16 protein-coding genes are annotated in these 14,565 nt (G+C 53.7%); 8 read left to right on the top strand and 8 right to left on the bottom strand.

Features of this window, described 5'->3' with window-relative positions; all coding sequences use genetic code 11:
- The first annotated feature begins 399 nt into the window (after positions 1-399).
- Positions 400-1,530 carry an integrase core domain-containing protein gene (locus MPRO_RS21810; protein WP_216821352.1) on the top strand — a complete coding sequence of 377 codons (1,131 nt, stop codon included), beginning with the start codon at positions 400-402 and terminating at the stop codon, positions 1,528-1,530.
- 3 nt (positions 1,531-1,533) lie between these two features.
- Positions 1,534-1,689 carry a hypothetical protein gene (locus MPRO_RS26040; protein ID WP_158651916.1) on the top strand — a complete coding sequence of 52 codons (156 nt, stop codon included), beginning with the start codon at positions 1,534-1,536 and terminating at the stop codon, positions 1,687-1,689.
- Between the two features lie 13 nt (positions 1,690-1,702).
- On the opposite strand, the gene MPRO_RS21805 is transcribed toward MPRO_RS26040, so the two are convergent.
- The 3 genes from MPRO_RS21805 to MPRO_RS21795 form a co-directional block, all read right to left on the bottom strand.
- Positions 1,703-2,125, bottom strand: coding sequence for a hypothetical protein (locus MPRO_RS21805; RefSeq protein ID WP_067298294.1), 423 nt, complete (start codon positions 2,123-2,125; stop codon positions 1,703-1,705).
- Between the two features lie 255 nt (positions 2,126-2,380).
- Complete coding sequence (locus MPRO_RS21800) at positions 2,381-2,845, bottom strand: hypothetical protein (RefSeq protein ID WP_067298292.1); 465 nt, start codon at positions 2,843-2,845, stop codon at positions 2,381-2,383.
- A gap of 326 nt (positions 2,846-3,171) precedes the next feature.
- Positions 3,172-3,795, bottom strand: coding sequence for a recombinase family protein (locus tag MPRO_RS21795; protein ID WP_067298291.1), 624 nt, complete (start codon positions 3,793-3,795; stop codon positions 3,172-3,174).
- 355 nt (positions 3,796-4,150) lie between these two features.
- Between MPRO_RS21795 and MPRO_RS26610 the strand changes: the two genes are divergently transcribed.
- The gene (locus tag MPRO_RS26610) at positions 4,151-4,441 is read left to right on the top strand and encodes a type II toxin-antitoxin system TacA family antitoxin (RefSeq protein ID WP_067298288.1); all 291 of its coding nucleotides are present in this window, start codon (positions 4,151-4,153) and stop codon (positions 4,439-4,441) included.
- A complete protein-coding gene (locus MPRO_RS21785) occupies positions 4,419-4,937 on the top strand; it encodes a GNAT family N-acetyltransferase (RefSeq protein ID WP_067298286.1) in 519 nt (172 codons plus the stop codon). Before MPRO_RS26610 ends, MPRO_RS21785 begins: the two co-directional genes overlap by 23 nt.
- A gap of 602 nt (positions 4,938-5,539) precedes the next feature.
- Here the strand turns inward: MPRO_RS21785 and MPRO_RS21780 are convergent.
- The gene (locus MPRO_RS21780) at positions 5,540-6,682 is read right to left on the bottom strand and encodes a hypothetical protein (protein ID WP_067298284.1); all 1,143 of its coding nucleotides are present in this window, start codon (positions 6,680-6,682) and stop codon (positions 5,540-5,542) included.
- A 267-nt stretch (positions 6,683-6,949) separates the two neighbouring features.
- Here MPRO_RS21780 and MPRO_RS26035 point away from each other — a divergent pair, with 267 nt between their 5' ends.
- Both MPRO_RS26035 and MPRO_RS25335 read left to right on the top strand, forming a co-directional pair.
- The gene (locus MPRO_RS26035; RefSeq protein WP_158651915.1) at positions 6,950-7,138 is read left to right on the top strand and encodes a hypothetical protein; all 189 of its coding nucleotides are present in this window, start codon (positions 6,950-6,952) and stop codon (positions 7,136-7,138) included.
- A gap of 16 nt (positions 7,139-7,154) precedes the next feature.
- Positions 7,155-7,349, top strand: coding sequence for an META domain-containing protein (locus MPRO_RS25335; RefSeq protein ID WP_158651914.1), 195 nt, complete (start codon positions 7,155-7,157; stop codon positions 7,347-7,349).
- Between the two features lie 45 nt (positions 7,350-7,394).
- On the opposite strand, the gene MPRO_RS21775 is transcribed toward MPRO_RS25335, so the two are convergent.
- From MPRO_RS21775 to MPRO_RS21765, 3 genes are all read right to left on the bottom strand, one after another.
- On the bottom strand, positions 7,395-8,102 hold the full coding sequence (locus MPRO_RS21775; RefSeq protein WP_067298282.1) for a sulfite exporter TauE/SafE family protein: 708 nt from the start codon (positions 8,100-8,102) through the stop codon (positions 7,395-7,397).
- Between the two features lie 46 nt (positions 8,103-8,148).
- Positions 8,149-9,612, bottom strand: a complete 1,464-nt coding sequence (locus tag MPRO_RS21770) for an amidohydrolase family protein (protein ID WP_067298280.1) — start codon at positions 9,610-9,612, stop codon at positions 8,149-8,151.
- A gap of 96 nt (positions 9,613-9,708) precedes the next feature.
- Complete coding sequence (locus tag MPRO_RS21765) at positions 9,709-11,079, bottom strand: uracil-xanthine permease family protein (protein ID WP_067298278.1); 1,371 nt, start codon at positions 11,077-11,079, stop codon at positions 9,709-9,711.
- A gap of 367 nt (positions 11,080-11,446) precedes the next feature.
- Here MPRO_RS21765 and MPRO_RS21760 point away from each other — a divergent pair, with 367 nt between their 5' ends.
- Positions 11,447-12,490: a LacI family DNA-binding transcriptional regulator gene (locus MPRO_RS21760; RefSeq protein ID WP_067298276.1), complete on the top strand. Its 1,044-nt coding sequence runs from the start codon at positions 11,447-11,449 to the stop codon at positions 12,488-12,490.
- 67 nt (positions 12,491-12,557) lie between these two features.
- On the opposite strand, the gene MPRO_RS21755 is transcribed toward MPRO_RS21760, so the two are convergent.
- The gene (locus MPRO_RS21755; RefSeq protein WP_067298274.1) at positions 12,558-13,448 is read right to left on the bottom strand and encodes an AraC family transcriptional regulator; all 891 of its coding nucleotides are present in this window, start codon (positions 13,446-13,448) and stop codon (positions 12,558-12,560) included.
- A gap of 341 nt (positions 13,449-13,789) precedes the next feature.
- Between MPRO_RS21755 and MPRO_RS21750 the strand changes: the two genes are divergently transcribed.
- Positions 13,790-14,565 (top strand): ABC transporter substrate-binding protein (locus tag MPRO_RS21750; RefSeq protein ID WP_158651913.1); only part of this gene is annotated, 776 nt, incomplete at its 3' end.

Below are 14,565 nucleotides of genomic sequence, written 5' to 3'. Positions count from 1 at the left end.
CGGTCCTTGATGGCTCCGGGGTTTGTCCGGGTGCCTGGGGCGAATGGATTCAGGATCCGCTGCGTCCTGTGGCCACAGGCCCCGCCTGAGGCCGTCCGACAAGACTCAAACTACTTGGTTTTGGTAATCGAATAGGAGGGAGGGGCATCCTTCGCAGGAATTTGCAAAACAGCCAACTACGGTGACTTTCTGATAATCCCTGTTACGACCTCCTGGTCGCGTTACTTTCTTTGCTCGTGCAAAGAAAGTAACCAAAGAAAGCACGACGGTACGGTTAACCCACATAGGTAACAGTTCAGTTCAATAACATGGGTAACACTTCTCTAGGCTTTAAGCGTCGACGAGGAGGTGCCTATGCCGTGGCTGGAGATGTGTCCTATGGATCAGAAAGTGCTTTTTATGGCGGATTATCTGCGTGGTGGCATCACCATGACGGCGCTCTGTGCGCGCTACGGTATCAGCCGAAAGACCGGGTATAAGTGGACTTCTCGCTACCGAGAACAGGGCCTGGGTGGCCTGGAGAGCCAAAGCCGGGCACCGTTACAGATAAGCGGTAAAACGCCCTATGCTATCCGCGAGGCGATTATCAGCCTGCGCCGGAAGTTCCGCGTACGACTCGGTCCCAAGAAGCTGCTTAAGTTGCTGGAAGAGCAGTTCCCACCCGAGGAGTTGCCCTCAACGACCACCGTTTACAATATTCTGCGCAAGGCCGGGCTCATCAAACCCAAACGGCGGCGTCAGCGAGTACCCGCCTCACGGCATCCTTTCGCCGATGTCCAGGACCCCAACGAGGTGTGGAGCGTCGACTTCAAAGGGCAGTTCAAAATGCAGGACGGGCGCTGGTGTTATCCGTTGACAGTGATGGACCATAGCAGCCGATATTTGCTGGGGTGCCAGGGACTTGTAAGCACGCGCTTTGCGCTGAGCAAGCCTGTTTTTGTCCGTCTTTTCAAAGAGTTTGGTTTACCGTCACGCATCCGCTCTGATAATGGCGTCCCTTTCGCGACGGTCGCCAGAGGCGGGTTATCCAAGCTGTCGATTTGGTGGCTTCACCTGGGTATCCTGCCCGAGCGCATTGAGCCCGGGAAGCCGCAACAGAATGGCCAGCATGAGCGCATGCACAGAACCCTGAAAGAATGGGTACTGCCGGCACCGGCGGCAAACATGGTCGACCAGCAACAGGACTTGGACCGATTCAGGCACTTCTACAATTGCGAGCGCCCGCATGAAGCGCTGCAGCAAACAATGCCTGATTGCGTCTATACACCCTCGCCGCGGCCCTATCCCAGTCGCCTGCCACCGCTGCATTATCCGAGTTACTTCGACGTGAAAAAGGTGCAGCCGAGTGGGGTTGTCTACTGGCGTGGCTGTCAGGTCTATGTGGCGTATTTACTGGCGGGCGAGCAGGTCGGGCTTGAGGAAGTGGCCGATGGTATCTGGGATCTGTACTTCGGGCCTATCCGACTGGGAGGATTTGATATTCGCACGATGAAGGAAAAATCGGCTCGGTATTTAACGATAAAAGTGTAACCTATGTGGGTTATATTCTTTGTAACCTATGTGGTTGATACGTACAGCCCCAGTGAAGCCTTTGCGCTGCGCTCTGAAGTCATTCTGCGGGCGCCGCTAACGCACATCCATGTGCTAATCGGCGGCGATACAGTCCCTGTATCGCCCCTGCGGGCCTGATCGCACAATGCCCTCAGTGCTCGCCGGCTCCATAAGGGGTAGCAGGCCGTTCTGTTATATCGGCGGGTCGGTGATGTTGAGCCAGGGCCGGGTGCAGGCATTGGCTCGGCATCCATGCCTCGCCCCTGCCGGGCCTGATCGAAAAATAGTTTGTAGGTTGAAGATCCGAAGGATCGTAACCCAACAGCGGGGTTGCACTGACTTCTTTCGAAGTTGTCGAGTTATTGGAGCTTTTCTGTTGTCGGATAATCCTGGTTTCGCCTTTTGGCGCGTTACTTTCTTTGCTCGCGCGAAAGAAAAGTAAGCAAAGGCTCTTTACCTTGAAGAATGCGCCCGCAGAAGCCTTTTCGCTGCGCGCTGGACCGATTTTCCGGACACCGGCTTTCAAGATGAGAAATGTCACATCCTTGTGCCGCATCGACGGCTCGGCATCCATGCCTCGCCCCTGACGGGCCTGATCGAAAAATAGGTCCAGTGCTCGCCGGCTTCTAACGGGACCCGGGTGGCAGCATCAGACATAGGGTGTACTGACCACCATGGATGCTGTAAACGCAGGAGCGGTTTACGGTAGATCGGAGCGAACTGCACCGTTTCACTCTACGTCGGCTAACGGCACAAAGCGGACCTAGATGAGCTGGGAAATAGGTATCTGTCCCCGGAATTCCCATTATCAGCCATAATTGAGTAAGGATTACGCTTCTTTGACGAAATTATATACTTCTTCTAACGCCTTCTCTGCTGCCCGGTCTTTATCGAACCCGTCATTGATATTTTTCATGACTAGTGATTCGTATCTTTCTTGAAGGATGTTTGAAGCTTCTTCTTCTGTTAAGCCTCTTTTATCCATAAGCTCCGCCATCATTTCGATATGGCGACCAATGAGAAATCCCGCCGTTTCTTCTTCAGAAGGGGCTGATGTAGAACCAAAACGTTTATCTATTTCTTGTTCGAAATCCTTAATTCGTGAAAAGAGCTCGTTATACTTCTGCATTTTTCCAGTTTTTAATGCTAATGAGGCCCTATCTTCGAATTGCTTTTTATAAACAAGCAATTCTCCATCAGTCATATTTTTAACTTCTTGATAAGGCTTGCCTTGTCCTTTTCCGATCAAAAATGCGACAAAAGCGATAAAGGCAATAATTAAAATAATTTCCATTTTAGCATCTCCGTATTTATAATTATTTCTTCTATGCGGCCCGCAATGAGAAGTCAATTTATATTTTTATGTTTTCGCAGCGTATTAAAATATTTATTCGTTGAGCTCCGCTGCCTTTGAAAACTCTTTCAGGACTTAATAGATAGACGCAATTTTGAGTTTCGTGTAGTTTCGGGGACAGTATACCTAATTCCATCTATGTCTTCCCTTTTGGTCCATGGCCGGAATTCAGGGTGCAGTATACTTAACTTTTGTCTGCTTTGGGTCGATACCGACAATCGGATCGTTGCCGCACTGAACAGCGCCCCGTTCCAGGTCGCCTCTATTTATGCGGCTGAACCGCGGGAGAGCAGCTTTATTCCGTCTGGCCGCAGTTCGCCCTTAGGCGACACATGCCGGTATAGCGTCTGCCGGGTAATCCCTAGTTCTTCGCAAAGATCGCCGACTTTGGTTTCCGGTTGCCCCATGCTGGCCATCGCCAGGCGTAGCTTGGCGGCGGTCATCTTGAAGGGGCGCCCCCCTTTCCTGCCGCGAGCGCGCGCCGAGGCGAGCCCGGCGACCGTTCGCTCGGAAATCAGCTCTCGCTCGAACTCGGCCAGCGCCGCGAAGATCCCGAATACCAGCTTGCCCGCCGCAGTGGTGGTATCGATGGCTGCACCGTGACCGGTCAGCACTTTTAATCCGACGCCTCGAGCTGTGAGGTCATGAACGGTGTTGATCAAATGGCGTAGGTCTCGTCCAAGCCGATCAAGCTTCCAAACCACCAACGTGTCACCTTCCCGGAGGGCTTTCAAGCACGCAGCTAAACCTGGCCGGTCATCCCTCCGCCCTGAGGCCATATCCTCATAGAGATGATTAGCTGCTAGTCCGGCGGCGATCAACGCGTCGTGTTGCAAGTCCATTGCCTGAGAACCGTCCGCCTTGGACACCCACATGTAACCGATCTGCATGAAAGCCTCTGTAATATAAACGTTCGATTATGTGACATTCTTCGGCATAGTAGTCTTTTGGTGAAAAATTGTCACTTAACCCGTTATTTATTGTAAGACCTACAAAGGAGTGAATCTGATTATTATGTGACAAATGTTCGGCGGCTCCCACCTCTGCTATCCAACGCCCCACCCACCATCCCGCCCGCCTGAACATGATGTATGCCAGAATGGCACACAAATTTGACCCTAGACACATTGTGTGCCATTCTGGCATACAGATAGGGCCGGTGATTAAGGTAACGCCCTGTCTACGCGCTGACGGCCTGTTTAGCCGTCCGGCAACACACATGAAAGAAGGAAAGGTGATTTTGTAATGGCGACTACACAACACGCCCCTCAGAGACTCGTAACCAGAGCCTCTGCTGAGGTGATTGAGCTAGTACAAGATGCGGCGGATATTTCCGGGGTTTCGGTATCCGATTTCTTGCGCGAGTGCGCCATCCAGCGTGCCAGAGCTGTGATCTCAGCTCACGAAGAGTTCACGCTGTCTGCACGAGGGCAAGAGCAGATCATGCAAGCACTGGAGAATCCGTCTCCGATCAATTCAAAGCTGCGAAACGCGGCACGGAGACTCAAAGAACATGGCGGTTTCTACTCCACTTGAACTACAGCCACTGAACAAGGCTGTCCACAATCGAGAGGCGTTCGACTGCGGCGTCGACCACCTTAACAAGTGGCTTTGCACCCAGGCTGTCTCTGCAGCAAAGCGCAACCTGTCGCGAACCAAGGTGCTGGTGTCCCCTGATGACCCGGCTACAGTGATTGGCTATTACTCGATAGCCAATACTATGCTGCATGGCCTCGAAAAATATCCAAAACAAGGGGCACCAGCCCTCCTCCTGGGCCGTATGGCCGTTAATCGATCCCACCAAGGTAAACGGATCGGTGAGCAACTGCTACTAGCGGCCATGCGAGATACGGCTTACCTCTCAGCCGACCCACGGCTGGCGCCTGTAATTGGGTTGGTAGTCGACCCAAAGGATGGCGCAGCTGGTTTCTATTTGAGTTACGGCTTTGAAGAAATCGAGATGGATGACGGCATAACACGGCTTTTCATGCCAGCTTCAAAGTGTGTGGAAGTCACCGAAGCAATGAGCTGAGCGGTAGGCTGCTGGCGTGTTTTCAACATCTCTAGCCGCCTTGCTTTCCCTCCTATTGAACCGGTACGCGGTGTTCTCATAAACGACCGTTTTCGAGAGCGCGTTTATCAGCAGCAACCCCGCAAGTGACATTACTAATCGCCGCCTGGCACATGTGACCGATACGGTCGCTAACGGCACTAAAGCAGACATTAATGAGCTGAGAATTAGGTATATTGTTCCCGGAATTTCGCTTAGTAAATTACCATTGTTCAAGCCAAATGAAATTTAACAAGCTGCAGTGCGGTACATGCCACTAGTAGAGTAAATAGAAACATGCAGAGGCTCAAATAAGTTACACATATCAGAAAATATATTGGTTTAGAATTTCTCTAAAAAATAGAATCCCAGAGGTATGGCGGGAAATCGATATTCCTGAGAACTACAATTTTTTGGAGTTGAAAACGGACCTTGCTCCGCTCTGTCCGAATTGCCATTCGGTCGCCCATAGACGATCACCATTTTTCGTGAGCAGACCCCATCAATGCTTACCAGCCATAGCCCTACAGACCGTACAATCCGCCTTTCTACTTAGGATAACAGTCAACTCCACATAGGCATTACTAAAAAGAAGCTGGATTAAGCCTAGGGGGCGGCAATTGAATATAAATTTCCGATCGCAAATTATATTTTGACTGAATTCTTTCCAAACTACTGCTAATTTTTTTTTGCGTCAAATCGTCCACTATAGTTCCTTTGAAAAGCTCCAATACAGCACTATTAAAACTCAAAAAACTTAAATACTGCTCACCGGGGATGCTTGCTTTTTCTTCTAAATCTATAGATACTTTTAAAGCATATCTAGTAATTTCGTTTAACCAAGAGTCAAAAGACTTAAAGTTTGATGAAAACGAGTCCCTCCATCCTAATATATAGCTATATCTTATATACTCTATTACACTTTCCGGTTCTAATTTGTCCCTAAAAATACCGACTAGCCTATCCTCTAGCTGGTTTGAAGGTGTTATTTTTGACATCATCAAATCAAAATCTACATCATAATACCTAATTGGATTATAAGGATATACAAAACCATTCCAATAAAAAACCCAGCATACATCCTTCATACTATCAATGTCTCTTTTTCCATAATATAGAGCTACAACTCTTTCCTGATAGTTTACTTCATCTCCATAGAGATCTTGTCCAAAAGGATCAGTTAAAAACCAATCCTTATCTTCGTTGTTTATATATTCATTCCAGAACATTCTATCCTTAATCGTCAACCCTTTGAAATTACTTGGGAGATATGATTCGATTTCATTTACATTAACTTTATTCAAGTTTTCTATATCTCGAAAAACACCCTGAAAGAAATTTAACGAATCAAAAATATTAATATTGTTAAATTCATAGAAACTGCTGAATTTTTCATCGACATAACTATCCAACAGGCCATTGAAACTTAATATCAAGAAAGTTCGATAGTATGAAATATGTTCTAGTTGGCTAATTTCATCAATTGATATGCCTAGTTTGAATGCTTTACATACGATTTGATTTTTTGAATAATCATATTTATTGTCTTTGTGTATAAGAAACCATGGTAAACATTTTAAATTATGTAATTGTAAAATAATTGAACTATAGCTTCTAAGGTGCCTATCAGATATTTCCGAGATAGGCAGTCCACTATAAAACTCCATTTTTAGAATTCTATATTCAGACTGACTCCATTCCTCATCAGATCTATTAAAATTTTTCATAGATTATCCATTGTTATAAAACTTGTTTTGCATGTAGCCCATATTTTTAAGTTAATTGAGCCCAAGAAAATAAATTTTAATTATAGAACTTGGTTGGCCTAGAGGCGAGCGACCGTGTGTGTGAATTCAGGGGACATTATACTTATTTTTCAGCTCACCAATGTTCGTTACGGCTCAAGAAGAAGCAATGTCCGCTTTGGGTCGTTAGGGGCATTCAGTCAAGCACTAATGCACTCACCGCCAAGCTACCTTTGGCCGGTTACCTCTGTGATGATCGGTCAGTCCGGCGAATCTTCGCTTTCGGGCGGTAACACAACGACTGCACGCACGGCCTTACATCCAGCAATAACGGTTTTGTTACCCGTAACGGCTGTTTTCCTGTTTCAGGCAGCAGTCATTGCGCTGGCGGGTGGTTATGCGCAGCACAGTTGCGTGGTGCAGGAGAAGGGCTTTTGATCCCGGCAGTTCGATTATGACCGGGGGTAGCGACGGCAGGCTAAAAATCGGTTCCGTCGTCACGACCATGATGGCCTGCGTACTGGGCTCGCTGGATTCGGATTTCGGCCAGGCATTGGAGACGGTGGAAAGCTTTAGCGTCGAAGGCGGTGAGCTGTTGCTGGGGCTTGAAGGCGAGGGAGGAAGATTGCGTTTCAGGGCGGTGCCCTGAGTACATCACTGGCTTCCCCGGCGGGGGAGCCAGTGATGTACTGGCCTAATTCAGCAGTACAAAAAAGCCCGAAGTGATCGCAAACAGCATGACGAAGTTGCGCAGAAAACGGCCGTTGATGGATTTGTGTACCCAATGACTCAGCAGCATGCCGGCCAGCAGGGCAGGTAGCAGCCAGAGCATGGGGGTGATGCGGTTGGATTCCAGGTGGCCGCTGCCAGCCAGTACCGCCAGGGAAACAATTTCACCGATAAGAAAGCAAAGCGCGACCGAGGCCCGCAGCGTCGCCACCGGCATATGCTGGTACACCAGCGCCAGCGGCGGGCCACCAATGCCGGTTGCCGTTTCGGTGATACCGGTGATCACGCCGGTGGAGACGAAAGCCCGCTTGCCGGGGGAAAAAACAGGTGCCAGCCAGGTGGCGACCGAGGCGGCAATGGTTGAAACACCGATCAGAATGTTCAGGTAATTGAGTGGCAGTACGATCAGCACCCAGAGACCGCCAAAGGTCCCCAGCACCCGCCCCAGCGTTATCCACTTGGTGCCCATCAGGTCAATGGCATCGCGTTCGCGCCAGGCAACGGCGGCATTAAGGGGCAGCATCAGTACCAGCAGGCCGACCGGCAATAGCGAGGGCTGCAGTATGCCCAGCACCGGGGCGACGATAAGCGCAAAGCCCATGCCGGTGCTGCCCTGTATAAAGGCGCCGCTGGCCACCGCCAGCGCCAGCCAGCCAAAAATGTCCGGGTTCATAGGGGGCATTTATCCTGTGTTGCAGATTGAGGAAAGCATGTGAGTATCAGCCGCTGCATGCTGCGACAAGGGTATCCGCTGGGCCTTGGCTGCCCGGGCTCTGGCGGCTGCGCTCGGCATGCTGTTGCCGGTGCTGATCCGAGAAGCTGTGGATTTTCTGGATCGGGGCGCCGGCAACACCGGCTTTGGCTTCTGCGCTGACCTGGCGCATCAGCGCCCGGGCATCCCAGTCCAGTGGCCAGCCCTGCCATAGCCGCAGTTTGCCATCGACAAAGACCCCCTCGATCTGGTCGCGGTTGGCCAGGCGCACCAGCTCCCAGCTCAGATCCCAGGATGGCACCATCTCCGGAACCTCCAGATCGATCAGCAGGAAGTCGGCCGCCCGGCCGGCGGCAATTTCGCCGGTTTTGCGGCCCAGTCCGAGTACGTCGGCGCCGCCCAGAGTGGCCTTCTCCAGCCAGGGCCAGCCACCGCCGCAGGATGAGTCGCCGGCGGCCATGCCGAAGGCAAAGCGCTGGGCGGCCTCGGCGTAATCCATCAGGCGAAAGCCATCACTGCGGGTGCCATCGGTGCCCAGTCCCAGGCGGATATTGAAGGCGTGCATCAGTTCGGCGTGGGCCACGGCATTGCCTTTCCAGGCACTGGCTACCGGGTTGTAGGAGACAGCGGTATCGGTCTGCTGAATCATGCGGATTTCAGTCGGTGTCAGCAGAGTGGCGTGGGCCAGCAGTGTCTGGGGGCCCAGAGCGCCGGCGTGGTACAGATGTTCAACGGGGCGCTGGCCGCGCTGCTCCAGTGAGCGTTCAACCGCCACCAGGTGTTCATTGGCATGGGTCTGAAAGATGATGCCGGCTTCACGGCACAGGGATGAAACGGCGCGCAGCATCTCGTCCGTTGCAATCTCGGGTATGGGAATGGCCAGGGAGGGGCTGACCAGCTGGCCGGACCCTTGCCAGGCACTGATATGCTGGTCGGCCCTGGCGAGGATGCTGTTTTTGTCCAGCAGGGTCGTGCCCTGCTTGTCATTGCAGACCATGCCAAGCACGCAGCGAATGCCGGCTTCCTCGGTGGCGCGGGCAATGCTGCTCAAGGCTGCGGCCGAGCGGGTGCCGGCATCGCAGACGGTGGTAAAGCCGCCGCGCAGGGCTTCCAGTGCCGCCAGCTTGCTGCTCAGATAGAGGAAGTTTTCATCGAGGCTGGCCTCCAGTGGCACCCAGACACGGCGAAATATCTCCGACGGTTCACCAAACACCAGCGCCTTGCCAAAGGCCTGGGTCAGGTGGTGATGGGTATCGATAAAACCGGGCATGATCAGGCGGCCAGGCAAGGGCAGCAGCGGCACACCGGGCGCCTGACGCTGCAGCTCGGCGACGCTGCCGACGGCGCTGATGTTCCCTTGGCTGACGAGGAGGGCCTGACCCTGTACCGGCTTGTCCCTGAGCAGAAGCCACTCGGGGGCCAGAATCTGTTTAGGCGCGTTAAAACTGTCGGGGGAGTAGGGGGCTGTCATTGGCATTCCACCAGTGTGTTCATTGAGAGTATGTAGCGGGCGCCGACGGGACCTGGGTCCCGCCGGTGCCCTGGACCTGCGGGTATTCGAGCGGGATCAGTTCTGCGACTGGATGTTCTTGTCCAGCGGTGCAGGCTCAGGTTCAGACTGCGGCGCAGACTGGGTGTGATGAAAGATCGCGTTGAGTACCGCAGCCGTAATGGCACCGGCGGCGACACCGTTGCCCAGGAAGGCGGCGATGCCGGTCGGGAAGTTGCTGTAGGCACCGGGCACCAGGATGGGAAACAGGCCCACCGCCAGGGCAACCGAGACGATGTACATGTTGGCGCTGTCACGCAGGTTGGTACGGCGCAGCATTTCAATGCCCATAACGCCAACGATGGCAAAGAGCACAAGCCCGGTACCGCCAATCACGGCATCGGGGATGACCTGAATCGCGCTGGTAAAGGGGGCCAGAAACGAAATGACAATCAGCATGCAGCCGGCCGCCACAGTGACCCAGCGTGAGCGGATGCCGGTTGCCTGCACCACGCCGATATTTTCGCCGCTGGTGATGATCAGCGAGGTACCAAAGAAACCGCCCAGAAAGGAAATAATGGCGTCACCGCGGATGGTACGGGCAACGTCGCGTTCCTTGTCGAGTTCCTTGCCGACCACCTCGCTGATGGCCACGGTTTGTCCGGTGGCTTCCACCATGGAGATCATGCAGAAAATCATCAGCGGCAGGGCGGCGATAATATCAAAGGTGGGCATGCCAAAAGGCAGTACCTCGGGTACGCCGACCAGGGGTGTCAGGCTGAAGTTCTCGGTATGCATGGCGCCGATCAGGAAGGCGATCAGGGTGCCGCCGATCAGGCCGCCGAGAATGGCCAGCTGCTTGAATATGCCCGTCAGAAAGCGCGCCATCAGTACCGTCAGTGCGATGGTTACAAAGGCCAGGAAGATATTGCCGGGATCGGCAAAATCAGCCGCTTCAGGGTTTCTGCCGACGATCAGCAGGCCCAGGATTTTTACCAGGTTGACACCGACCAGCAGCAACATGGTGCCTATGACCATGGAGGGGAAGAACCTCAGCAGGCGCTTGAACACCGGCAGCACAATAAAATAGAAGAGCCCGGTCAGAATGACCGCGCCCGATGCGGTTGCGGCGTCATACTGCTGCGCAATCTGAATAAACAGAATGATCGGGGCGCCCCCTGGCAGCATGATAAATGGCAGACGGGAACCAAAGCCCGCGTAGCCAATGGACTGCAGCAAGGTGCCCAGGCCGCAGATCAGAAAGGTGGCGCTGAGCAGGCTGGCGGTGAGGTCGGCATCGAAGCCCAGAATTCTGGACATCAGGAAGACCGAGGCGATGGGGGAGGCGGCCATGACCAGCACGTGCTGCAACCCGAAGGCCAGCAGTGTGCGTATTGGCAGCTTTTCATCCACGGGGGCGATCTTGCCCACGGCATCTGTGTTTAGCATTTTGATTTTCCTTTGTATTTATTGTCGGCGTTAAGGCATCAAAGCATGTGGCTGCAGGGCACTGGCCAAATCGATTTGGGGTTGAGGTAAAAAATTCCCCGTACCTCGTTCCGGCAGAAAAGAAGATACGGGGTCCTGAAACCCGGAAACCTAAAGGCTAGGCATGCATAAATCGATTTGGGTTGCATTTTGTCGTGGCCTAAATCGATTTGGTAAACCTAACTCCCTTGCTAACTTCTGTCAACTGCTTCTGTTTCAAGGCGAGGGAGTATCGAATTCTTCTGGGGCCCAGGGATTCCAAATCGATTTAGAACAGCCGTGGCTTTGAGTATACTCAGACGCTGTGCAGCCTGAGTTCGAGTGCCCCATGTCTGAATCCCCCGCGCGGGCCCAGTCCCGTTTGACCATTGCCGATGTTGCCAGGGCGGCAGGCGTTTCCCGTACCACCGTCTCCCATGCGCTGAATGATCGTGGCCAGGTTGATCCCCGAACGCGGGAGAAGGTGAAGCAAATCGCACAGCAGCTGGGCTACCGCCCCAACCTGCGGGCGCAGCGATTGCGCACCGGCAAGGCCAACTCCATTGCGCTGGTATCGTCTATGCCCTTTTCCGTGGCCGGTGGCCCGTCGCGGCTGGGTTTCATGATGGAGATCGCGGGTTCTGCCATGGAAGCTGCGCTGCGGCAGGGGCTGGCGCTGGTGCTGGTACCGCCGCTGGATGCGGCAGAGGCGTTGCTGGATGAGCTGGATATCGATGGCGCCGTGGTAATTGAGCCGGCGGCCCATGATCGCAATGTCACACAGCTGCAGCGTCGCGGCGTACAGGTCGTGTCCATCGGTCGCCAGCCGGAGGGGGATCAGGCCCTGCCCTATATCGACCTGCAGGGCTACGAGACCGGTCGCATTCTGCTGCAACATTTGGCGGAGCAGGGGGCCCTGAAGACCGCCTTGCTGATTGGCACCCAGCCGCGTCATTCCTACGTCGATATGGAGCAGGCGTATCGGGATTTTGCCGGCGCGCGGGAGATGCCTGTCATTATCGTACGCGCCGAAGAAGCCGGCGGCGAAAGCGCCGGTCGCGAGGCATGCCGGGCGCTACTGGAGAATCACCCTGGCATAGACGCGATCTGTGCGCCTGTGGATGCCTTTGCCGTCGGTGTGGTGAAGGAAATTCAGGCCAGGGGGCTGCGTGTGCCCGAGGATATCCGCGTGGTGACCCGCTACGACGGCCTGCGGGCCCAGAGCTGCCAGCCGCCCCTCACCGCGGTCAATCTGCATCTGGACGAGATTTCCGTCCTGGCCATTGACCTGCTGTTCGAACATATCAATGGCCAGGTAAAGCGCAGGGTCGTCACCGGCCCCGCACCTAGTCTGGTGGTGCGGGCATCCTCGCGCACCGCGCCAGGCGCTTGAGCCCTGGCCAGTAGTGATCACACATTTATTCGGCTGTAATTTCAGGCGCACCCTCGTATAGCTTTTGTCAGTGCCCCAGGGGTGTCAGTTTGCGATAATCCGAGGGCGTCATGCCCTTGAGTGCCTGAAAACGGCGGTTGAAGTTGGAAATATTGGTGAAGCCCACATCGAAGCAGATCCCGGTGATGGGCAGGTCGCTGTGGGCCAGCAGATCACAGGCTCTGGTAATGCGCAGGCTGTTGATGAACTCCACGAAACGCCGGCCGGTGGCCTGGCGGAAGAATTTCGAGAAATAAGTTGGCTGCATGGCCAGATGCTCGGCGACTTCTTCCAGGCTCAGATCCCGCTTGTAGTGCTCGACAATGTAATTCACCGCCAGGTTGACCCTGTGCTGACTCTTCTCGCCGCCCAGGCGCTGGTACTGATCGCTCGACAGCAGGTCGTACTGCTCGGATTCCGCCAGCAGGCTCATTAAGCTCAAAAAGGCCGCCAAGCGTTTGAGGCCTTCGGTTTGCGATATTTCCTGCATCAGCGCGCTAACCTGGCTGATCAGTGCCGGGCCTTGAAACTGAATGCCGAATCTTGAGCGCTGCAACAGGGCATCCAGAGAGGTGATCTCCGGAAAGACCCCGCGGGCGGACTGAATCAGTTCCTCGGTAAAGGTAACGACTCTGTCGCGTTCATCGAAGGTTTCACCCTGGTCGGTCTGGCTGATCCAGTTGTGGGGCAGGTTGGGGCCGGTCAGTATCAGGTTGCCGGGGTAGAAATTGCCGATGTAGTCACCCACAAATACCTTGCCTGAGCTGTGTGTGATCAGGTGCAGCTCATATTCATGATGGTAGTGCCAACGCACTAAAGAGTTGGGAAAACCATGCTGGCGGTACAAAATCGAGCTATGTTCATTAGGGGTAATTAACTCGTACGCAGGGTCGGCCTTGCGGGCGGGGCTTTGGGGCATGGATTGATCGCCTCCGGCGGTGCTGTGCTGTGCGGATGCCAGATTACCCCGACATGATCGACCTGTACACTTTTGCCCTGTGGGTTTTGGTGTGATTTTTACTTAAAGTACTGATAAATAAGGATCTATTTTATTTATTAGCTTTTTTGTATTCGAGGCTAAAATAAGGAAAGTGCAAGAAAGTACATAAATTAAGTAGTTTATGCATTTGTTTTGATCGTCGCTCAGGCGTGTAATGGACTTACCCTCGCTCCTCGCTGTAGCAATTGAAGGTACAGGGGAGGGTAACAAGAAAGATAATAACAAAGCTGATCAGCGCATCAGCTCAGGAGTGTAACTGAATGAAACAACGTCTTATTCCTACCCTGCTTGCATCCTCCATTGCCCTGGCATCCCTGGGTGCCAACGCTGCAACTGTGACCATCGGCACCGTGAACAACGGCGACATGATTCGCATGCAGGAGCTGTCTACTGCCTTTGAAGAAACTCATCCGGATATCAAGCTGGAGTGGGTGGTACTGGAAGAGAACGTGCTGCGTCAGCGTCTGACGACCGATATCGCTACCGGCGGCGGTCAGTTTGATGTCATGACCATCGGCATGTATGAAGCGCCCATCTGGGGCAAGAAAGGCTGGCTGGCGCCCATGGGCAATCTGCCGGCTGAGTATGATGTGGAAGATATTTTCCCGTCCGTGCGTAACGGTCTGTCGGCCGATGGCACCCTCTATGCCCTGCCATTCTATTCCGAAAGTTCCATGACCTATTACCGCACCGATCTGTTTGAAGAGGCCGGTCTGACCATGCCGGACCAGCCCACCTGGGAGCAGGTGCGTGACTTTGCCAAGGCGCTGCACAAGCCGGATCAGGGTCAGTACGGTATCTGTCTGCGCGGCAAGGCGGGCTGGGGCGAGAATATGGCGCTGGTCAGCACCATGGCCAATGCCTTTGGCGCACGCTGGTTCGATGAGCAGTGGAAGCCTGAGTTCGACGGCCAGGAGTGGAAAAATACTGTCAGCTTCTATGTTGATCTGCTGGGCAACTACGGTCCTCCAGGCGCGTCCTCCAACGGCTTTAACGAAAACCTGGCCCTGGTCAACTCCGGCAAGTGCAACCAGAG

Origin of the sequence: Marinobacterium profundum, assembly GCF_001528745.1 — a bacterium.
GTDB lineage: Bacteria > Pseudomonadota > Gammaproteobacteria > Pseudomonadales > Balneatricaceae > Marinobacterium_A > Marinobacterium_A profundum.
The sequence above is the reverse complement of the archived record's forward strand: the minus strand, read 5'-3'. Positions and strand labels throughout refer to the sequence as shown.